Source organism: Marinococcus luteus, from assembly GCF_034497705.1.
Classification (GTDB): domain Bacteria; phylum Bacillota; class Bacilli; order Bacillales; family Marinococcaceae; genus Marinococcus; species Marinococcus luteus_A.
The window spans coordinates 111,925-133,349 of record NZ_JAXRUV010000008.1; the positions used below are offsets into that span (position 1 = coordinate 111,925).

Below are 21,425 nucleotides of genomic sequence, written 5' to 3' on the forward strand. Positions count from 1 at the left end.
TTTTATGTTTATACGTCCTAAAGACCGACCAGTCCGATTGCCAGCATAGAACATAATACACCGGCAGTAGTTGAAAAGAAGAACGCTTTTCCTCGCAGCCAGTACTAAGAAAGCTTCTTAGTACTGGCTTTTTATATGTCGGGTCCAATTTTACAGAAAAGAGGCTAAAAAAATGACCGCTTCTGCATTTATTTACTGCTACAGCTCAAAAGAACGCGAAGTAATTGTCGGCCGGCGCCAGGATATGAATGTGGATGGATGGAAGCAGAAAGGATATACGATCGTGGAATGCAGCGATGAAGAAGAATTGTTCGAAGGTGTAAAAGAGTTTCAGGCAAATGAATGGATTGTCACGATCATGTCGAACCTTTCGCTGTTTGAAAAATTTCTGCGTGAATCGTCCGCCGTAACAGAAAGCAGACAGAAAAACAGGTAATGATTTTATCGATAAAGACGTAAGGGGCTGCCCTCGCCACTAGGTAGCTTCTTAATGTTGGGTGGGATAATGGACAAGTGAAAAAGCGGATGCTATAGTTTGTTTAATTAAAGATAATGAGAATCTTTAATATCTTTTTTATTTTGGCTGATCAGAAAGGGGTAGAAGGATGACACATCATCACCATCACTCATTAAGATGGAGAGGATGGTCATCGAGGCCGGGATACTTGTAACCGGACGGTCTTTTCCGGCAGCAGGTTTTTATACAGTAATAGCAGAAAAAGACGTCTAGAAAATAAATTCAAGAAAGACTATATACTCGTTTGACATTTTCACAAATTTCCTCTATATTTATCGATATTGATAATCATTATCACTGTTGATAAGTAATTACATAAGCGTATATGGGGGAGAAAACATGGGGATCGTTCGAAATCAAAAACGTGTACTGGGCATTACTGCTGCTTCTGTAGGATTAATAGGAGCACTTACCGGCTGTTCCGGCCAAAATGATTCCGGCGGGGCTGAAACGTCCGGATCGGGGGAAAATAATGAGGAAGAGGAAATTGTGATCGATCACGCCTTTGGGGAAACGGTCATTGAAGGGGAACCGGAGCGGGTGGCGACGGTGCAGTGGGGGAACCAGGACACGGTGCTTGCCCTCGACGAGGTGCCTGTCGGTTTTTCGGCGGCCAATTTCGGTGTTACTAATGATGAAGGCATTCTGCCATGGACGGAGGAAAAGCTGGATGAACTTGGGGCCGAAGATCCCAACGTGTACCAGGATACGGACGGCCTCGACTTTGAAGCTGTTTCTGACAGCAATCCCGATGTCATTCTTGCCGCTTACTCCGGTATTACCCAGGAGGATTATGATTTGTTGAGCGAAATTGCCCCGGTGGTTGCCTATCCGGAATCACCGTGGACCACCTCGTGGCGTGACCAGATTCGGTTAAATTCGAAGGGCATGGCCATGGAAGACGAGGGCGAAGAGCTTATTACAGAAACGGAAAACCTGATTGAAGAAAAAGCCTCCGAGTATCCCGAGATCGAGGGCAAAACCGTCGCATGGGTAAACTTTTCCGCCAATGATCTGTCCGAGCTGCATTTTTACACGCCGGCTGATCCGCGTGTCTCCTTTTTAAATGAATTAGGGTTCGAAAATCCCGAAAGCGTAACAGAATTAGTCGAAGATGAGTCGGAGTTTTCGGTAACGATGAGTGCTGAAAATGCGGATGCGCTTAATGACGTCGATCTGATCATGGGCTACGGGGATGAGGATTTGTATGAAGCCGTCCGTGCCGATCCTCAACTCGGACAGATCTCTGCTGTTGAAGAAGGAAATGTAGCATTTGTAGAGGATGGCTCTGAACTGGGAGCATCGGGCACACCAACCGCTCTGTCGATTCCTTACACGATCGATGACTACCTGGAATTGATTGGAGAAGCGCTCGACGAATCCGATGAGTAGTATGGTGAAAAAAAGAACCGCTGCCAATGTATATGTACCGAAGCACCTGACGAAAGTGCTTGTTTTCTTCTCTGCCGCTCTAGTTGTCTGTGTGCTCGCTTCCCTTATTTTCGGGGCACGGACGCTCACGTGGGAGGAAATTACAACCGGATTATCCTACTCCGGCACAGAGTCATATGCCGTAAGCGTCGTGCAGGAACGGGTGCCGCGGACGGTGTTCAGCCTTTGCTGCGGGGCGGCTCTCGGCATATCCGGAGCGCTCATGCAGGCCGTTACCCGGAACCCGATTGCTGACCCGAGCATCCTGGGGGTGAATACCGGAGCGGCGTTGTTTGTAGTGGCAGGTCTTGCGTTCTGGAATATCAGCACGGCCGGGCAGTACATCGGGTTTGCGATTTCAGGGGCCATTATCACCGCCGTTTTCGTGTACGGAATAGGCTCGATGGGGCCGGCTGGGGCGACCCCGCTGAAGCTCGTGCTGGCCGGAGCTGCCACAAGCGCGGCTTTGTCTTCTATCATCAGCATGATTATCCTGCCGCGGTCGGACATTTTGGATCAGTTCCGGTTTTGGCAGGTGGGAAGCGTCGGGTCCGGGAACTGGAACAGCGTTTTAGCGTTTTCTCCTTTCCTAGTGGTAGGAATCATACTGGCTGTGCTTTCGGCTTCGGCGCTCAACGCGCTGGCCCTGGGAGATGAGGTGGCCACCGGGCAGGGCGTCCGTACCGGGGTGCTGAGAATCGTTGCAGCCTTTGCGGGCGTTATCCTATGCGGGGCGGCCACGGCGCTTGCCGGACCGATAGGCTTTATCGGGCTTATGGCCACTCATTTCATCCGCCTGCTGCTCGGCCCTGATTTACGCTTTATTATTCCAATATCTGCGATGGTCGGAGCCATCATACTTACCACAGCGGACGTTTTGGGCAGGATTGTAGTCAGCCCGGGTGAACTGGAGGCGGGGGTGGTGACGGCATTTATCGGTGCCCCGCTGTTAATCTTTTTAGCTATGCGAATGAAAGTGCGGTCGTTATGAATAATGTGATAAATGTAATCATTGCTGAACGCCGGCAGCGCCTACGGCGATGGATGATTGTTAATATATTGCTGGTGGTGCTCTGTCTGGCGCTTTGCTGTGCCATGCTGCTGCTTGGCAATACGATTTATTCCGTGCCGGAGGTATTTCGGGCGCTGACCGGGGATACGTCCGGCGGCGCCTCCTTTGCGGTTAACACGATCCGGCTGCCGCGCATGCTTGCCGGGCTTTTAGCCGGGTTTGCGTTTGGCATTGCCGGGAACGTCTTTCAGACGATGCTGAGAAATCCGCTGGCCAACCCCGAAATACTGGGCATTACCGCGGGATCAAGTGCGGCGGCTCTTTTTTGCATTCTCGTCCTGCATACGAGTGATGGGATCGTTTCCATCGCCGCACTGATTGCTGGACTTGCCACCGTCATCATTATTTATGGTTTTTCAAAAGCGGGATCGTTTTCCACGGGGCGTTTGATATTGATTGGTATCGGCGTTCAGGCAATGCTCACCGCGTTTATTTCTTACCTGCAGCTGATCGGCCGGCAGGAGGATTTGTCGAAGGCGCTGCAATGGTTAAGCGGCAGCCTGAACGGGGTGCAGCTTGATGCTATGCTGCCGTTAATCATCGGGGTCTTGGTTTGTGCGCCAGTGGTTATAGCGCTTGGGAGACATTTAAGTATACTCGAGCTCGGCGAAAAGTCAGCTGTGTCTCTCGGGTTAAATACGGATGTGACGCGAATACTGCTTATTATCAGTTCAGTAGGGATGCTTGCTCTGGCGACTTCGGTAACCGGTCCGATTGCGTTTGTCGCTTTTCTTTCCGGGCCCATCGCCAAACGACTGATAGGAAATAGCTTCACAAGCGTCATCCCCTCCGGCCTGATCGGCACCAATCTTGTGCTGGCTGCGGACCTGCTCGGCCAGTTCGCATTTGATACGAGGTTTCCGGTTGGCATTATTACAGGTGTGCTCGGTGCTCCGTTTCTGCTGTATCTGCTCATTCGAATGAATCGAAAGGGAAGTTTATAATGAAATCCACTCATCAGTTCCAAACAGAAAACATTGTCGCCGGATATGACCAGAAAACGGTGCTTGACCACATCAACGTGCAGATTAAGAGCAATCAGATCAATACGATTATCGGCGCGAATGCGTGCGGGAAATCCACGCTTCTGAAAGCCATGGCCCGTCTGCTTAAACCGCGGGGAGGGAAGATCACTCTCGATGGCAAAGCAATACATAAAATTCCGTCCAAGCAGCTGGCACGGACCCTGGGGCTGCTGCCGCAATCCCCTATTGTGCCGGAGGGCATAACGGTCGCAGACCTGGTCGGAAGAGGCAGATTCCCACACCAGTCGCTCCTGAAGGGGTGGAGTCTGAAGGATTATCAGGCGGTTGCAGAGGCGATGGAAACGATGAACATTACCGGGCTCGCGGAGCAGAACATCGATGAACTCTCCGGCGGCCAGCGGCAACGCGTATGGATTGCGATGGCCCTGACGCAGGAGACCGATATTTTATTTCTGGACGAGCCTACGACATTTCTGGATATCACCTATCAGCTCGAGATTTTAGACCTGTTAACCGATCTGAACCGTAAGCACGGTACGACTATTGTGATGGTGCTTCATGATGTAAATTTATCCGCCCGCTATGCTGACCATATTTTTGCCCTTCGTGAAGGACAGCTTGTGACAAGCGGGACGCCATCTGAGGTTATTACATCAGATATGATGAAGAACATTTACGATTTAGACTGCACTGTTATCGAGGATCCCGTATCGCTCTCACCTCTGATAGTGCCGAAGGGGCGCTATCATAATCAAAGCGGAGAATAGTATCAATAACCTTATTTTTATTTAAGCCTGTTAAGGTATATCTAAGGATGATTCATGCTCGAAAAGCGAATACAGCAACTTTTTAAATCGAGACTGGCCGTTAAAAGGGCAGTCTTGTTTAGTTTGTAGGCATTCTAGGAATATTCTCACGACAATGAACAGGTTTATGCGTGGAGGAAATTGGTTATGAAGGGTATTAGTAACTGTTTATTACTGAAAGTGCATATGATTCAAGCAATTCATGATAAACTACGTATCATAAAAGATAATTGCGAATAAGAGAAATTCATATTCTTTATTGATTATATATACCTAAAACTTAAGGCATGTGATAAAATGAGTCAATACTATGAATATACTTTGTATATACATAAATGTCTCGCAAAAATAGACAGCGTTCACGAGCAGAACGGGGGATAAAATGAAGCACAAGGAAATAGCGCAGATTAAAACCCAGGAAGTGGCGAAGCGGGTCACTCTGTCGATGCTTGTTTTGGTCCCGGTATTTATGCTGGTAAATTTTTATGATGTGCTTTTTTTGGGCGCGCCGCTTGAAAGAGAGGGACTGATTACAAGACTGCTTACGGGCGTAGTTATCCTCGGGCTTGTGCTTTGGATCCTATTCCGGCGCAGCGTGGAGCAGCGGGTGCAACGGAACTATTATCATGCTTTGTTTGATCAGCCGCTTTCCCCGGTGTTTCTTTTGAATGACCAGGGGAGTGTCATAGAAGTAAACGAAAAACTGCTTGAAATGCTGAACAAGGAACGCGATACAGTAATTGGCCTTTCGATGAATGAGTTAAACTTTACGGATCATGCGTTAGTCGAAAAATATATGGACCGGGTCATGAAAGGGAACTCCCAACACTTTGAAGTAAATCTGCGAAGACAGGACGGCTCGCTTATGGAGCTGGAAGTGATGGCAAGTCCCGTTTTTATGTATAAACGTATTATTGGCATGATCGGGATTATCCGGGATCGTTCCAAGCAGAATGCGAACGTCCGCAAGCTTGAACGTCTCGCAAACGTGGACGGCTTAACGGGTTTGTCCAACCGAAGGGCGTTTAACGACGCCTTTGACCGGTACTGGAGTGAAGGTATGGAACGCCAGTCTCCGCTTGCGGTGATGATGATCGATCTGGACGAATTTAAAAACTTTAATGATACGTACGGCCACCTCGAAGGTGATGAATGCCTCAAGCAGATTGCCGGGGCCATCCACGGGGTGTGCATGCGTTCCGGCGGCATGGCCTCCCGTTTTGGTGGAGAAGAGTTTGCCCTTCTGCTGCCGAAAACAAACAACAAAGAAGCGAGGGCCATCGCCCACGCGATCAGCGAGGAAGTAGACAATTTGAATATTCGCCACGAAACATCGAGAGTGAGTCCGAAGGTAACGGTCAGCATTGGCGTGAACGTTGTGGTTCCGGCTATTCACCGCCACCGGGAGGACATGATGCACAAAGCGGACCAGGCTCTGTATGATGCGAAAAGCAATGGAAAAAATATGGTGAAACTGTAACAGACACCTGTGCAGCATAAAGAGGTGACAGAAATGGATAGTATGCAGCAAAAGGCTGCGAACAAAAAATCGTTATATGCAGGGCGCTTAAAGAAGGATTTCTTCGGCAGCGCCCTGCTTCTTTTAGTGACAATAATTCATTGGCTGTCGGCTGATTTCACGGCAGGGACGTATTTGTTTTACGTAGTGGTTTATACGGTGCTCGCAGCAGAGGATATGTATATTTACCGCAAATGGAAAGCAGAACAGTCGTGGATAGAGGAAAGCATGCGGCACAAACTATAAACGCCGGGAAGGAGCAACGTCAGATGAAGCTTACGATACACCGATTAACGGAAAACGATATCCCGGCACTTGCAGAACTGTCCCGGGAGGTGGGCTGGGACTACGATGAAGCGGAAATGAAGGCGGTGCTCGCTTCGGGAGTGGTATACGGTCATAAAACTCCGGAAGGCACGGTGGTCTCAAGCTCGGCTGTAATTCTATACGGGGAAATGGCGGCTCTCGGCCTCGTTATTGTCCGGGAGGCTTACCGGCGACAGGGGCTGGCCCGGGGAGCAGTGAAGGTGTGTTTGGATTTGGTGCCGCAGAAAGCCAGTGTGATGCTGTTTGCCACTGAAGAAGGGAAACCGTTATACCGCGAGTTTGGGTTTGAAGAAGCAGGCATGGTGTACAAATATACCGCCCCTGGCCAAGCGTTAAGTAAAAACAGCACTGCTCTGCCGAACAATATAAGAATGTACGAATCATCCGACTGGAACAGCATACAGCAGCTGGACCATGAAGCGTTTGGAGAAGACCGGGAGGTTTTTTTACGCCACCGGTTTGTCCAGGCATATCAGTCTCTTGTATTAAAAAACGGAAACAATCAGCCGGTTGGCTTTGGTCTGTCGATCTGGCATGAAGGGCAGCTGCTGATTGGCCCGGTCACAGCTCCGGATGAAAGAGATGCAGCTGCGTTAGTTGAACAATTGATTGAAGCACATCCGGTAAAGGTCCGGATTGATCTTACCGCAGAAAGCAGCTTTATCACGAAAATGCTTGGAGAATACGGCTTTGAAAAACAGAGCGAACCGCATAGAATGGTGCGGCATCCCGGGAATTTAGGCTCCAGGAACGGGACCCTGTACGCTATTGCTTCACAGGTCTTCGGGTAAAGAGCAGGCCTTCCTTAAAATTAAATTTTTATGAAGGTCGCTACCTGAAACAGGATATCTGGTGGCAGATTATGTTACTTTATTAGGAGAGAAGTTCGGGGGGCATGAACTTTCATCCGGCTTTTATTAATGGTGGGAACCGTGGGAGAGATATCATGATCAGTGGACCGTTCACAACATCTATACTTCCAGGAGCTATAGCTCTCCTTTTTACGCTGCTGTTTGTGCTGAAGGGATGGGCACTCTGGGTAAAGCTGCTGCCGGGCATTGCACTTATGGCCGCGGCCATTTCGCTTTTTTATTACGGCTATATGCACATTCGGGGATTTGAGGGAGCCTCGTACGGCATCCTGGGAGGGTTTTTAAGCCTCTATGCCGTCGTATGCTTTGTAGTGGCCGGATGGGATTTACGAAATAGTAATTTTTTTAAGTAGAAAGCTCGTTTTGGGGGTACATAAGCTGTAAAAGGAGGTGCCCTGTGATGTGTGGAAGATACACGCTGGTTCATTCCAGAGAGGCGCTGGAAGAAGCCTTCGGCGCAGCATTTCCGGAAGGGGAGGAAAGCTACAACGTAGCGCCCTCACAGAAAGTGCTGGCGGTGGCCTCCTCCACTGAACAGACGAAAGCCGGCTGGCTGCAGTGGGGGCTGATTCCGTCCTGGGCAGATGATAAGAAAATCGGGCATAAAATGATTAACGCCCGGGCGGAAAGTGTTGATACCAAGCCAGCGTTCCGCCGCCTGCTTGAACGCCGGCGCTGCCTGGTTATTGCAGATGGATTCTATGAATGGGACCGGGAAGGCGGGACAAAGCAGCCATACCGGATAACGGTTGATAACGAAGAACCATTTGCGTTCGCCGGCCTGTGGGACAGGTGGGAAGGCGAAGATGAAACGATCACCTCATGCACGATCATTACAACCGAAGCAAACGATTTAATGAAGAGTATTCACCACCGGATGCCGGTAATTCTGGATGAAGCAGCACGAAAAACCTGGCTTGATCCTAATGAAACGGACAAACAAGTGTTGAAATCAATGCTGCAGCCATTCGACGCTTCTCGGATGACCATGTATCCTGTAAGCACTGAAGTAAACAGTCCAAAACATAATCATGCTGCATTAATTGAACGCTCAGGGTAAAACAAAGAGCCCGGCTTTTCCTGTGAAAAAGGAGAAGCCGGGCTCTTTTTGGTTGAAGTCTGCGTCCGTTGGTGTCGACTTTCATCGAACTTCCTTACAGCAAGGGCGGACCTCCGCTTTTTCTGCTGTCCAGCTTCGCCACCCAGCCGCCCAGTCCATTGGCTGCATTCTGACTTCACCGTCTTTCGACGCTTCCAGCCAGGATTACGCCAGCCGTCTGGAGCGGCTGTGCAGGGTGGCTCTGCTTTTCTTGCTGTCCAACTCCGAGCGTTACCGCCCGGGTCCATTCGCATTTTCAGGGGCTTTCACGAAGAAAGTCAGTTCGACGTTGTTACAGGAGGTAACGAACTTAGTCGAACTTCAAATTCAACGTCTCAAGCCGACTGAAAACGGCGAGCCGTCCCGGGTGGTGACCGAACGCTCTCCGCTTTTCCTACACCTTTTTTCTTGCGACGGCTTTGCGCATTTTGGCCACGGCTTCCTGTGCCTGGTCTTTCTTTTTGATGCAGTAATTTACATACAGGCCGTCGAGGAGCGAGAGCTCGGCAAGTCTGGAGGCGAGCGCTTCGGAGCGGTATTCGGTTTCGCGGGAAATGGTCTGCAGTGTCAGGTCGGCTTTCTGGCTGATCGGCGTTTTGGCATAGCTTGTAATCGCGATAATGCGTGCGCCCTGTTCTTTGGCCACATCCATCGCTTCGAGGACGTCTTCATTAGCCCCCGAGTGTGAAATTACAATTGCCACGTCGTCTGGCTTCAGCTGGGAGGCGGCCATTACCTGCCAGTGGGCATCGGTATAGGCATGGCTCGGAAGTCCGGTGCGCATAAACTTGTGCTGGCCGTCCTGCGCAGTGACGCCGGAGCCGCCGCTTCCATAAAAATGGAGCTCTGATGCTTCAAGCAGGTACTGGACCGCCTGGCGGACGGTATTTTCATCAAGCACCTCCTGGGTGTAGGTGAGCGCATTTTTATTACTTTGAAATACCTTGGACATAATTTCTGCTTCGGTGTCGCTTTCCTGGATCGTTTCATGAATGTCTTCGATCGGTTCGATAATGTCAGAAGCGAGCGCGATTTTCATCGCCTGGTAGCCTTTAAAGCCGAGACGCTTGCAGAAACGGAACACGGTGGCATCTGCCAGCGAAAGCTGATCGGCTACCTGATTGATGGTGGAATGGACGATGGTTTCGGGATTTTGCAGCATATAGTCGGCGATTTGCTTTTCTTTATCACTAAAACTGTTGTACAGCGACTGGATCCGCTGACGGACGTGAGTCGTTTCGGTAGCCATGAGCACCCCTCCGGAGAAAAAAGTCTTACCTTCATCATAAAGGAATAAATTTCACTTAGCTATTAAAATGTACGAAAAAAAATTTCTTAAAACGCTTGCATAGAATTTTATTTCACGTATAATAACGAATTGAGAAAAATATTTTCATCAATTGAAAGCGTTAGCGAAAGCGAGGGAGTAAATGGTATGGCTGAATCACTTACAGCCGGCGTGGACATAGGCACAACGAGCACAAAAACGCTGGCATACGATACAGACGGAAATATCTGGGCGGAACGGGAGCTTGAATATCCAATTTATTCTCCGGACCCGGCCTGGAAGGAGCAGGACCCTTACGAAATTCTTCGCGCCGTCGAACAGACGCTGAGAAACGTCGTCGAAGACGTTGCGAAAGAAGGAAAACATATTGGCACGATCGGCTTTAGTGCAGCTATGCACAGCATACTCGCTGTAGATGAAAACGGCGAGCCGCTCACACAGGCACTCACCTGGGCGGATCAGCGGTCGGTGCACGAAACCGAAAAAGTAAAAGCCGAAAACGGGCAGGATATTTTTGAACGGACCGGCACGCCGATCCATCCAATGGCGCCGCTGACTAAAGTAATGTGGTTCCAGAAGCACCGGGAAGAAATTGCCGCAAAGGCAGCGAAATGGATTTCGGTGAAGGAATTTCTTTTTCATAAATGGTTCGGGGAATACATCGTTGATTACTCCATCGCCTCCGCTTCAGGCCTATTCAATATTCATAAAAAGCAGTGGGACGACAGAGCGCTGACCCTTGCCGGTATTACGGAAAATCATTTGTCCAGACCAGTGAGCACGACTTACAAGCGCAGTGACTTGAACAAAGATGTTTGTAAGCGGCTGCATCTACAGGAAACGACAACAGTTGTCATTGGGGCAAGCGACGGAGTACTTGCAAATGTCGGATCCGGGGCGCTTGAAGAAGGTGTGGTTGCCTGCTCGATCGGTACAAGTGGAGCGATACGAACCGTCATCGACCGGCCGTACACGGATCCGAAGGGACGAATATTCTGCTACGCGCTGACCGATGACCTGTGGGTGATCGGTGGTCCGATCAACAACGGCGGGATAGCGCTTCGCTGGATGCGTGACAAAATCATGCCGGATCTGAAGGAAGAGTGCCGGAAAAACGGTAAAGATTCTTACGACGTGATGACGGAGATGGCAGAAAGCGTGATGCCGGGTTCCGACGGTCTGCTGTTTCTGCCGTATATGACGGGCGAACGCGCTCCGTTCTGGAACAGCGACACGAAGGGCGTATTTTTCGGCCTGACGCTGCACCACGGTCGTGAACAGATGGTCCGGAGCGTTATGGAAGGCGTCATGATGCAGATGTATGCCGTAGTTGTGGCGTTGATTGAAGCCGGCATTAACATTAAAGAATTCCGTGCCAATGGCGGCTTTGCCCGTTCAGAGCTGTGGAAGCAGATGATGGCCGACATATTCGAAAGCGACATTGTCGTTCCGGACAGCCACCAGAGCGCCTGCTTCGGCGCAGCGTGGCTCGCCATGACAGCCACCGGGCAAAAGGACAGTCTGGATACGATTCACGAACTGATTCCGATCGAAACACGGCAGTCCCCAATTATGGAAAACGTGACAGCGTATCGGGATCTGAAGCCGATTTTCCTTCGGCTTGCACGCAATCTTCAATCTGAATTTTCCGCGATTGCCGACGTGCAGCGTGCACACGCAGAAGGCAATCGCACACTATCAACTGAAAAAGGAGAGATACTATGACGACTTCAGCACCGTGGCTCATTATTGTAGCTGCTTTAGCAATTGTTGCACTGTTATTTTTAGTTATGAGGACCAAGCTGCAAGCTTTCATCGCTTTGCTTGTTGTCAGCTTTCTCGTCGGCCTGGCTGTGGGCATGCCGCCAAGTGAAATTATAACAACCATCGAAGAAGGGATGGGCGGCATCCTCGGGTTTATCGCCGTCGTTATCGGCCTTGGGGCCATGTTTGGGGAAATGCTTCGTGTGTCCGGGGGTGCAGAGCGCCTCGCCCTGACACTCGTTGATAAATTTGGAGAAAAAAACGTCAGCTGGGCACTTGCACTTACAGGTTTTATCGTTTCAATTCCCGTCTTTCTGGACGTAGCACTTGTAATATTAGTGCCAATTGTGTACAGTCTGGTCCGTAAAACGAAAAAATCACTCGTGTACTACGGTATCCCGCTAGTAGCTGGTCTTGCCGTTACACACAGCTTTATTCCGCCGACGCCGGGGCCGATTTCGGTTGCTTCGATCATCGGCGCTGACCTCGGCTGGGTCATTCTGTTTGGTACGCTTGCCGGCCTTCCTGCAGTAGCAATTGCCGGCCCGATGTTCGGAAAATACATGGCGAAAAAAATCGACGTTGGTGTTCCGGAATACATGATGGAGCAGATGAGAAACGTTGAGTATGACCGCGAGCTGCCAAGCTTTCGCAGCGTTCTCGCCATTATTCTGCTTCCGCTCGTGTTAATTCTGCTTAACACAGGATCCGGGGTTTTCCTCGCAGAAGATAGCACAGCATATGAAATCCTTTCCTTTATTGGGGATCCTTTCTTCGCTCTTACTGTGTCGGCGCTTTTAACCTTTTATGTATTCGGTACCCGCCGTGGCTATTCGAAGGAAGAAGTGCAGCAAATTACAACGAAAGCACTCGAACCTGCTGGGATTATTATTCTCGTTACCGGTGCCGGTGGTGTGTTCGGTGAAATGCTGATCCAGTCCGGCGTCGGCGATGTACTCGCAAACGCAATGGAAAATGCGAACATGCCGATCCTTCTCTTCGCCTTCATTACAGCGATTCTTGTCCGTATCGCCCAGGGCTCTGCGACCGTGGCCATGGTAACAGCTGCCGGCCTTGTAGCGCCGCTGCTTGAGACATACGATGTAAGTGAGCCAATGCTCGGTCTGATTGTTATTACAATTGCTTCCGGTGCCACAGCCTTTTCCCACGTGAACGACTCCGGGTTCTGGCTGGTCAGCAGGTACTTCGGCCTGAACGAAAAACAAACGCTGCAGACATGGACCGTGATGGAAACAATTATCGGTTTTGTCGGTTTTGGTGTGGCCCTGATTTTAAGTATCTTCGTATAAATAGAAAAGAGGAGTGGAGAACATGAAAGCAGGAATTATTGGGTTAGGAAAAATGGGGTATAATATCGGCCTGCAGATGCTTGATAAAAATCACGACGTTGTTGCCTATGACCTGTCCGAAGAATTTCGCGAAAGCTTTAAGGGTGACGGCGGCAGCACAGCCGCTTCCCTGCAGGAGCTGGTGGATCAGCTTCCGAAGCCGCGCATCATCTGGGTGATGGTGCCGGCCGGGGATGCGACCGATCAGGTGCTTACCGAAACGGCATCGTACCTTGACGAAGGTGACATTTTGATCGATGCTGGCAACTCCCATTACAAGCGGACGCTGGCTCATTATGAAGCACTTGAAGCAAGAGGCGTTCACTTTTTCGACGTCGGTACAAGCGGGGGGATTTCCGGTGCCAGAAACGGCGCCTGCCTGATGATCGGCGGACGCAAGGACATTTTCCCGGTACTCGAGCCGCTGATGGAAGACCTGTCGGTGGAAAACGGCTATCACTACACCGGGGAAGGCGGCAGCGCCCACTATTTGAAAATGGTGCATAACGGTATCGAGTACGGCATGATGGCCGCGATGGGAGAAGGGTTTGAACTGCTTGAAAAAGGACCGTTTGACTATGATTACGAGCAGGTTGCCCGCGTCTGGAACAACGGCTCGGTCATCCGCGGCTGGCTAATGGAGCTGATGGAGGAAGCCTTCCGCGGTGATGCGAGACTCGACGAGATCCGCGGCGTGATGCATTCCTCCGGCGAAGGTAAGTGGAGCGTGGAGTCCGCGCTCGAGTACGAGGCAACAACTCCGGTCATTGCGCTCTCGCTTATGATGCGCTACCGTTCGCAGGAGAACGACACCTTTAATGGAAAAGTGGTTGCTGCCCTCCGTAAAGGGTTCGGCGGCCATGCCGTAGAAAAAAGTGAATAGCAATTTCCCAGAGGCCCGGATGGTATCCGGGTCTTTTTTCATATTTTAGAAAAACTACGGCAAATGCTTCAACTGCCTTAAAGTATTTCCGATAGTAACAGTAACGAAGAAAACGGCAGAAGGGAGCCTATCATTCATGCGAGTATCCGGGTTTGCTTCAGGAATGGATATTGACCAGACAGTAAAGGATTTAATGCGGGCGGAACGCCAGCCAATCAACAAGCTGAACCAGCAGAAGCAGACGCTCGAGTGGCAGACGGAAATGTATCAGGACGTAAACAAACAGTTTTTTGATTTCCGGAACACGATTTTTGATTCGATTATGAAAAAGTCATCGATGACAGACCGCTCGGCGACGTCCACCAATGACAGCCGGGTGAGCGCCACGGCTTCCGCAGACGCCGGCAATGCCACCTATTCGATCAGCGAGGTCAAACAGCTGGCCAAATCAGCGTCGCAGAGCAGCTCCGAACGGGCGACTGGCACTGATTTTTCCGCCACGGAAGCGGTCGGCAGCCAGACGTTTGCAGACGGGAAAGAACCGAAATGGAGCGAAGGCGTGATTCAAAGCAAAACGGTTAATGGCGACGGCGGCACCTCCTACAGTGTGGAAGGCAGCAATCTTAAAGAAAGTACCGATGACATGATCGTAAAGGTAAGCGGCAAGCAGTATGAAGTCGTAACCGGTACAGACCCGCTTGAGTCCGGCCAGGTACGCGCCACCGTTAACGGTGACCAGATTGATCTGGAATTTGATTCGGCCGTAACGAGCGGTAAAAGCATCAATGTACAGTATGCCGCAGAAAATGAAACTAAAACCGTTGAGGCAGCTGCACCAACCTCTTCTTTTTCACTCGGCAAAGGAGCGATTAATCCGGGCAACCTGAATATCAGCGTAAACGGTGGCGGGGCGTTGACGATTGTGACAGACCCCGATCAGGAGCTCGCGGCAGGCGAAGCCTACGTGGATACGAAAACAGGAAGAGTTACGCTCGGCGAAGCGGCGACCGGAACGATTGAAGCGACATTCACCCAACAGTATTCTACGAATACCATTACGACCTTTGATAAAAACGGAAACGAACAGAAAAACAAATTTACGTTCACAAGCGCGCAGTCGATGAATAATATCATGAGCGCGATCAGCTCGTCCGGAGCGGGAGTGAGTGCATTTTATGATGAGCATTCAGGAAAAGCGGCGCTCACCCGGTCGGAGACCGGCGATTTTAACAAAGACGGGGACGAGATGCTTTTTTCGGGTGACTTTTTCAATAACACCCTGGGGCTGAACAATGTGGAAGGGGAATCCAACCAGGGCGAACAGAATGCTGTGTTTACGATGAACGGTCTTGAAACCGAACGGGCGAAAAATACGTTTGACGTGAACGGCATGAGCATCACCCTTAAAGAAACGTTCACTGAAGCAGAGGGCGCGGTAACGCTCGGATCGGACACAAATACCGACGGTGTGATGGAGACCATCCAGGGATTTGTCGAAGAGTACAATAAGATCGTGGAAGATGTAAACGGGAAGCTGAACGAAAAGGTGAACCGGGACTTTAAACCGCTCAGCGATGAACAAAAGGAAGAAATGAGCGAAAAGGAAATTGAAATGTGGGAGGAAAAAGCCCGCAGCGGCCTGCTCCGGAGTGACAGTTCGATATCGAACGTCATGAACAATATGCGCTCCCTTCTATACGAAGAGGTAGACGGCACCGATTCAGCCTACAATACGCTCTATTCGATCGGCATTACGACAAGCTCGAGCTACACGGATAACGGCAAACTTGAAATTGATGAAGATCAGCTGCGTCAGGCGATTGAAGACGACAGCGAAGGCGTTTACCAGCTGTTTGCCGCGAGTGGATCAACAACCGAGACCCAGGGGCTTGCCCGCCGGATGAGAGAAACGCTCGACAACGGGGTTTCCGCGCTTGCCGAACGGGCCGGGGGCTACAAAGGCAAGCTGCTTCCACACCAGTTTACACTCGGTCGCAATTTGGAGAACATCGACGACCGTATCGCCCAGTTTGAGGACCGGATGGTATCAGTGGAAAACCGGTATTACCGCCAGTTTACAGCGATGGAGCAGGCGATGAGCCAGGCGAATTCGCAGTCCAACTATTTAACCCAGTTTATGAACGGTGGCCAGTGACAATAGCACCTTCTTGAGGAGGAAGAGAATATATGAGTTTTAACCAGGCACAGGCAATGTACCAGCAGGCAATGAAGCAGACGACTGCCTCGGGTAAAGACAAACCGCAGAGAACATTCAGCCCAAAACAGACAGCACCTGCTCCGAAACCGGCGCCGGTCAAAGCGAATCCCTACCAGCAGCAGGCAATGCAGACCGCCTCGCCGGGAGAGCTGACGCTCCTTTTATACAACGGCTGCCTGAAATTTCTCCAAAAAGCGGAGAAGGCGATGAATGAGGGAAAGGTTGAAGAAAAAAACAAGCTGATGATTCGGGCCCAAAACATCATCGGAGAGCTGATGATTACGCTGAAAACAGACAGCGAGCTTGGCAGCAGCATGATGCAGATGTATGACTACATGTACCGCCGCCTGATTGAAGCGAATGTCAGTAATGACACAGACGCTCTGCGGGAAGTGTACGGACTTGTTGAAGAGTTCCGCGACACTTGGAAGCAGGCGATGCAAAAAGACCGGGAGAGCCGTTTCCGTGAAGGCGGCCGGGTGTAATGAGTGTAATCCGTGAACTGTATGTCACCACCCGGGAACTGTACGAGAAAGTGGCGCAGCCTATGCCGGAGAATGAACAGCCAAGGGATGAGTACATTGAGAGCGTGGATCTTTTTCTGGAGGCACGGGACAGACAGCTGAAAAACCTGCCTCCAGTAAATGGATGGTCAGAGGCTGAGCGCCAGCTCGGGGAAGAGACGGTCAAAATGAATCGTTATATTGACGACCGGCTTGCCGGCTGGAAACAGGTGATCCGCACGGAACTGCAGGGAAGCCGTCAAAAACGCCGCCATATGGGAAAATATGAGCAAACCGGCGTCACGGCTTCAGCCTATTTTTTCGACAGCAAAAACTAATACGTAAAACCTTCAGGCCTCGATCTGAAGGTTTTTTATGTATGCGTGCTTCGATTATGTTATAAACGGTTTAAAGGATAAAAAAAGGGGCAGGTAATGATGAACGAACATCTCCGCCGGGCAGAAGCGACATTTCTGGAGCAGTACAGTGACTGGCTCCAGATGGTGCAGGAAAGTATGGTGCAGGTAACAGGCTTTTACCGGGAAGGGTTTGAAGAAAACGGTGATCGGCTGCTCGACAGCACGACCAGGGAATCCTCGCTGTTTTCCTCGCAGACAGTGACGATGGCGTATTTGTTTGGACAGGAGGAAGAATGGAAGCAGGATCTTGAAGCCTTCGAGCAGGCAACGGAGGAAGTGCGGGGTCTGATAGATGCAGAAACGATGAGCAGCGCCGAGAAGATGCGATACGTCGCTTCAGTGTATATGCCGGTGCTGGAACGCTGGAAGCTGCGGGTGACAGCACTCGTGCGCAAATAAACAGGCAGGGAGCCGGCTCCCTGCCTGTTTATTTATTCGTCGCTGCCCTGTTCGGAAAGAGGCGGCAGCCCCAGCCTCTGTTCAAGCGTCGGCAGAGAGCCGTGCTCGATAATCCAATTCGCCGGCTGGCGGTCAGGATACATGAGCTCGGAAATACTCTGGCCTTCAATCTGGCTGAACCGTTCACCTTCCTCCCACTCCTGCAGGTCTTCAAAATTCAGCTCTTCCGCCGTAGCGATGACGTTGGAAGGCGCGCTGATCGTCTGATCATTGTTTACCTCCGCATAGTCAAACGTTAGGGACTGCGTAGATGAAGAGGTATGCTGGTTTTGATTATTGCTCATGGCAATTCGGAAATCTGACTGAATACTTTTTGTCTGCATCGAATCCTTATCGATAGTAATAGTGTAGACGGTGTTCTCCAGATTTCCGGCAAACAGCATGTCGTCAATTAAGTTGTCAAAATCTTCATTAGTGAAGCTGACCGTGCTTTTAACGAGTTCACGCATTTGATCGGAACGGCCGCGCGCCTCGATCACATATTCCGACTCCTGTTCATCTATTTGAAAATCTGTAGCGTAAGCTTCGATCAGCTCCAGCACAGCCGATGGTTCGCCAATGGACTGGCTTGAAGCACTCAAATCACCGGTGAATTCATCCGGATACTTAATCCATTCTTCATCTGTAGAATCATAAGTGAAAAAGCCTTCGGCCGTCAGATAGCGCTCGATTTCCTTCGGCTCCTGTTCGGTCGTCTGCAGCGTGGAAGACTCATGGTAGGCGAACGGATCGGTACCAACTTCCACGTGGGAGTTGAGTTCATTGGTGACCGGGTCTTCCCGGGCCGGTCCGATGGTCTGGTCCATGTTTATATCAATAGAATAACGATCTAATTCCTGCATATATTCAATGCTTTCAGAAAGAACCTCATCAGAAGCCGGTTCCTCATCTGAAGCTTGGTTTTCCGTTGGATCTGGTTCATTGTCAATGGATGAACATCCTATCGGAAGGACGAGACTTAAAGAAACGAGAAGTACGCCAAAAGACTTCCTCATGGAACCTCCGACCTCCATCTAAAATTCATTTTACATATTTCTTAAGAATACCACACTTTTACACAAAAAAGAATAAGACCTCGTTCATGGTTGTCTTCCACCGCTTTCCAAAGAGGGGAAGCGGATATGGACTGCGTGGAGGAAAACACCCTCAGTAGCAGGAGACCATAAGAAAGAAACCCGGCGAATGCCGGGCTTCTGGTGTCCGGGACGGCCGCTTAGACAAGGGGAGCGGCGCCCGGACGGACAGAACAGTGTGGGAGGTTGCTGCTGTCAGAGGTATAAGGGGAAATATGTAGAAGAGTAAGCAGCCGAAGTGCTGCTGCCTGGTACTATCATATGTCCCGGAGCACCGGAATACAAGGGGAGACGCGCTTTTAGGCTTTATTTTGAAATAGGGGTTCCGGCCCGTGTTCTATCCTAAAATAGGAAGCGTCTGATTTATAAATGAGCAGAATAATAATTGAAAATTGCGGGTATAGAACGAACGATGCACATTCCGCATGAAAGGGAGTAATAATGGTATGTTTGGAAAAATATATATTAACGGTGAATGGAAACAGGCAGACGAAGGAACCATTGATGTTGTGAATCCAGCAAATGGAGAAGTAGTGGGGGAGACGGCTAACGCAGGCGAAGCGGAAACGAAGGAAGCGATTAATGCCGCCCATGAGGCGTTTGATTCCTGGTCGAAAACGACGGCGTACGAACGGGCAGACATTCTCCGCAAGATTCACACCCTCATGATGGAGCGCCAGGATGAACTTGGCGAACTGCTGACAAAGGAAATGGGTAAACCACTTGCGGAGGCAAAAGGCGAAGTAGCTTATGCGGCCTCCTTTATTGAATGGTACGCAGACGAAGCGAAACGGGTATACGGCGAGACCATTCCATCCGGTTCGGAAAACAAGCGGCTGATGGTGATTCACCAGCCCGTCGGCGTTGTGGGTGCGATTACCCCTTGGAATTTTCCGCAGGCAATGATCACCCGTAAAGTAGGACCGGCTCTTGCCGCAGGCTGTACGATCGTGCTGAAGCCGGCGAAGAATACGCCGCTGTCCGCCGTTCGTTTCGTGGAAATATGTGAAGAAGCGGGCGTACCAAAAGGCGTTATTAACCTGGTTACCGGCCAGAGCTCGTCGGCGATTGGCAATGAACTGATGTCGAACGAAAAAGTCCGGAAGGTTACCTTTACCGGCTCCACCGAAGTCGGAAGCAATTTGATGGAGCAGGGTGCCCAGGATATTAAAAAGCTGTCGCTTGAACTCGGCGGCCATGCGCCTGCACTCGTCCTTGACGATGCGGACATCGAAAAAGCGGTTAACGGCGTCGTGGCCTCAAAGTTCCGTGCGTCCGGACAGACGTGCATCTGCGTCAACCGGGTGTATGCCGATGAAAAAGTATACGAAGAGTTTGTCGAAAAATTTGCGGAAGCATGCAAGGACTTGAAGGTCGGAGACGGTATGGACGAAAACGTGAAGGTCGGCCCGCTGATTGATAAAGACGCCTACGACAAAGTTGAACGCCACGTGCAGGATGCCGTCGATAAAGGCGCGAAAGTGGTAACCGGCGGCAACGGTTATGAAAAGGACGGCGGCTACTACTTTGAACCGACCGTGCTCCGCGACGTCAACCATGACATGATCATCATGCACGAAGAAACGTTCGGACCGGTGGCACCGGTACAGAAAATCACCAGTGATGACGAAGGCGTCAAGCTCGCGAACACGACGCCGTTCGGTCTTGCTTCGTACTTCTTTACCGAAAACATGTCCCGGGGTATGAAAATTGCCGAAGGACTCGAATATGGTATTGTCGGCTGGAACGACGGCGGCCCATCGGCGGCCCAGGCACCGTTTGGCGGATGGAAGCAGAGCGGTATCGGACGCGAAGGCGGACGTCAGGGCATCATGCCGTTTCTTGAAACCAAGTATATTTCGATGGGATTATAATGGAAATGCAGACTGCGCCGGAACGCTCCGGCGCAGCTTTTTTATTATGAAATTTCTGGTTAAGCCAGCGCTTACAATTAAAAGGGTTTTATCTGTTCCATAAGTCCTGAGACCCTTTTGTTACGCCACATTCTTTTCACTTTTTAAAAAAATTTTGTTGTTTGAAAAGGATTCTGCAAAAGGAATATAGAAAGTAGACACATAACGATAAGGAGGGGTTCACTTGATGAACTTTAACATTCGCGGGGAAAACTTAGAGGTGACTCCAGCTCTTCGAGGTTACGTAGAAAAGAAAGTGAGCAAGCTTGAACGTTACTTTGATACAACCCCTGTGGCGGACGTCCATGTGAATATGGAAGTTCAAAACAGTGAGAAAATTTTAGAAGTGACCATCCCTATGCCGCAGCTGCTGCTCCGCGCAGAAGAAACGCATACGGATATGTATGCGGCGATCGACCTTGCGACGGACAAGCTCGAACGGCAGATTCGGAAATATAAAACAAAAGTAAATCGCAAGTTCCGCCAGAACGGCAAAACATCGGAAGTATTTAAAACAAATATTGAAGAATTAAATGAGGAAATTGCCAACGGCGGGGTAAAAGAAGCTCCGTTAACGGATGAAGTGACAGAGGAGGACGACGGCCTTGAAATCGTCCGGACCAAACGGTTTAATTTAAAGCCGATGGATACGGAAGAAGCAATCCTTCAGATGGACATGCTCGGCCACAACTTTTTCGTCTTTGCCAACTCTGTCAGCGGTGACACCTCAGTTGTATACAGGCGTCGCGACGGTCGCTACGGCCTGATTGAGCCGGAAGAATAATTATATGAATCAACAAGCCCTGCGTGGGTAATGCGCAGGGCTTGTTTTAGTTTCACCGGGAGCACGGGTACTCGTTGTAACAATAGCGGAATACTGTTAAAATATACGGTGATGCTTAGAAATACAACGATTCATTTATATAT

20 protein-coding genes and 1 pseudogene are annotated in these 21,425 nt (G+C 50.2%); 19 read left to right on the plus strand and 2 right to left on the minus strand.

Annotated elements, in window-relative coordinates; all coding sequences use genetic code 11:
- The first annotated feature begins 172 nt into the window (after positions 1-172).
- The 10 genes from Q9M42_RS12815 to Q9M42_RS12860 all read left to right on the plus strand — a co-directional run bounded on the left by Q9M42_RS12815 (position 173) and on the right by Q9M42_RS12860 (position 8,590).
- Positions 173-436, plus strand: a complete 264-nt coding sequence (locus Q9M42_RS12815; protein ID WP_322526862.1) for a hypothetical protein — start codon at positions 173-175, stop codon at positions 434-436.
- Between the two features lie 420 nt (positions 437-856).
- Positions 857-1,909: an iron-siderophore ABC transporter substrate-binding protein gene (locus Q9M42_RS12820; protein WP_322526863.1), complete on the plus strand. Its 1,053-nt coding sequence runs from the start codon at positions 857-859 to the stop codon at positions 1,907-1,909.
- A 1-nt stretch (position 1,910) separates the two neighbouring features.
- The gene (locus Q9M42_RS12825; RefSeq protein WP_322526864.1) at positions 1,911-2,939 is read left to right on the plus strand and encodes a FecCD family ABC transporter permease; all 1,029 of its coding nucleotides are present in this window, start codon (positions 1,911-1,913) and stop codon (positions 2,937-2,939) included.
- The gene (locus Q9M42_RS12830) at positions 2,936-3,964 is read left to right on the plus strand and encodes a FecCD family ABC transporter permease (protein WP_322526865.1); all 1,029 of its coding nucleotides are present in this window, start codon (positions 2,936-2,938) and stop codon (positions 3,962-3,964) included. Before Q9M42_RS12825 ends, Q9M42_RS12830 begins: the two co-directional genes overlap by 4 nt.
- Positions 3,964-4,773, plus strand: coding sequence for an ABC transporter ATP-binding protein (locus Q9M42_RS12835; RefSeq protein ID WP_322526866.1), 810 nt, complete (start codon positions 3,964-3,966; stop codon positions 4,771-4,773). The genes Q9M42_RS12830 and Q9M42_RS12835 overlap by 1 nt, the downstream gene beginning before the upstream one ends.
- A gap of 421 nt (positions 4,774-5,194) precedes the next feature.
- Positions 5,195-6,292 (plus strand): sensor domain-containing diguanylate cyclase, encoded by a 1,098-nt coding sequence (locus Q9M42_RS12840; RefSeq protein WP_322526867.1) that lies wholly within the window; start codon positions 5,195-5,197, stop codon positions 6,290-6,292.
- A 33-nt stretch (positions 6,293-6,325) separates the two neighbouring features.
- The gene (locus Q9M42_RS12845; RefSeq protein WP_322526868.1) at positions 6,326-6,577 is read left to right on the plus strand and encodes a hypothetical protein; all 252 of its coding nucleotides are present in this window, start codon (positions 6,326-6,328) and stop codon (positions 6,575-6,577) included.
- A gap of 23 nt (positions 6,578-6,600) precedes the next feature.
- Entirely contained in the window at positions 6,601-7,449 is an 849-nt protein-coding gene (locus Q9M42_RS12850) for a GNAT family N-acetyltransferase (protein ID WP_322526869.1), read from the plus strand.
- Between the two features lie 155 nt (positions 7,450-7,604).
- Positions 7,605-7,883, plus strand: a complete 279-nt coding sequence (locus Q9M42_RS12855; protein ID WP_322526870.1) for a hypothetical protein — start codon at positions 7,605-7,607, stop codon at positions 7,881-7,883.
- 47 nt (positions 7,884-7,930) lie between these two features.
- Positions 7,931-8,590: an SOS response-associated peptidase gene (locus tag Q9M42_RS12860; protein ID WP_322526902.1), complete on the plus strand. Its 660-nt coding sequence runs from the start codon at positions 7,931-7,933 to the stop codon at positions 8,588-8,590.
- Positions 8,591-9,023: 433 nt separating this feature from the next.
- Here Q9M42_RS12860 and Q9M42_RS12865 read toward each other — a convergent pair whose 3' ends face one another.
- Positions 9,024-9,878, minus strand: coding sequence for a MurR/RpiR family transcriptional regulator (locus Q9M42_RS12865; protein WP_322526871.1), 855 nt, complete (start codon positions 9,876-9,878; stop codon positions 9,024-9,026).
- Between the two features lie 186 nt (positions 9,879-10,064).
- On the opposite strand from Q9M42_RS12865, the gene Q9M42_RS12870 reads away from it, so the two are divergent.
- The 7 genes and pseudogenes from Q9M42_RS12870 (at position 10,065) to Q9M42_RS12900 (ending at position 17,452) form a co-directional block, all read left to right on the plus strand.
- Positions 10,065-11,642: a gluconokinase gene (locus Q9M42_RS12870; RefSeq protein WP_322526872.1), complete on the plus strand. Its 1,578-nt coding sequence runs from the start codon at positions 10,065-10,067 to the stop codon at positions 11,640-11,642.
- On the plus strand, positions 11,639-12,991 hold the full coding sequence (locus Q9M42_RS12875; protein ID WP_322526873.1) for a GntP family permease: 1,353 nt from the start codon (positions 11,639-11,641) through the stop codon (positions 12,989-12,991). The genes Q9M42_RS12870 and Q9M42_RS12875 overlap by 4 nt, the downstream gene beginning before the upstream one ends.
- 22 nt (positions 12,992-13,013) lie before the next feature.
- Positions 13,014-13,913: a phosphogluconate dehydrogenase (NAD(+)-dependent, decarboxylating) gene (gene gnd / locus Q9M42_RS12880; protein WP_322526874.1), complete on the plus strand. Its 900-nt coding sequence runs from the start codon at positions 13,014-13,016 to the stop codon at positions 13,911-13,913.
- A 136-nt stretch (positions 13,914-14,049) separates the two neighbouring features.
- Positions 14,050-16,068 (plus strand): flagellar filament capping protein FliD, encoded by a 2,019-nt coding sequence (gene fliD, locus Q9M42_RS12885; RefSeq protein ID WP_322526875.1) that lies wholly within the window; start codon positions 14,050-14,052, stop codon positions 16,066-16,068.
- Positions 16,069-16,241: 173 nt separating this feature from the next.
- Positions 16,242-16,616: pseudogene (gene fliS, locus Q9M42_RS12890) on the plus strand (flagellar export chaperone FliS); the annotation flags it as partial.
- A complete protein-coding gene (locus tag Q9M42_RS12895) occupies positions 16,616-16,972 on the plus strand; it encodes a hypothetical protein (protein WP_322526876.1) in 357 nt (118 codons plus the stop codon). The pseudogene fliS and the gene Q9M42_RS12895, both read left to right, overlap by 1 nt.
- Positions 16,973-17,068: 96 nt before the next feature.
- A complete protein-coding gene (locus Q9M42_RS12900) occupies positions 17,069-17,452 on the plus strand; it encodes a hypothetical protein (protein WP_322526877.1) in 384 nt (127 codons plus the stop codon).
- Positions 17,453-17,484: 32 nt separating this feature from the next.
- Here Q9M42_RS12900 and Q9M42_RS12905 read toward each other — a convergent pair whose 3' ends face one another.
- Positions 17,485-18,507 (minus strand): DUF6612 family protein, encoded by a 1,023-nt coding sequence (locus tag Q9M42_RS12905; protein ID WP_322526878.1) that lies wholly within the window; start codon positions 18,505-18,507, stop codon positions 17,485-17,487.
- 524 nt (positions 18,508-19,031) lie between these two features.
- Here Q9M42_RS12905 and Q9M42_RS12910 point away from each other — a divergent pair.
- On the plus strand, positions 19,032-20,459 hold the full coding sequence (locus tag Q9M42_RS12910; protein ID WP_322526903.1) for an NAD-dependent succinate-semialdehyde dehydrogenase: 1,428 nt from the start codon (positions 19,032-19,034) through the stop codon (positions 20,457-20,459).
- A 226-nt stretch (positions 20,460-20,685) separates the two neighbouring features.
- Positions 20,686-21,282 carry a ribosome hibernation-promoting factor, HPF/YfiA family gene (gene hpf / locus Q9M42_RS12915; RefSeq protein ID WP_322526879.1) on the plus strand — a complete coding sequence of 199 codons (597 nt, stop codon included), beginning with the start codon at positions 20,686-20,688 and terminating at the stop codon, positions 21,280-21,282.
- The last annotated feature ends 143 nt before the right edge of the window (positions 21,283-21,425 follow it).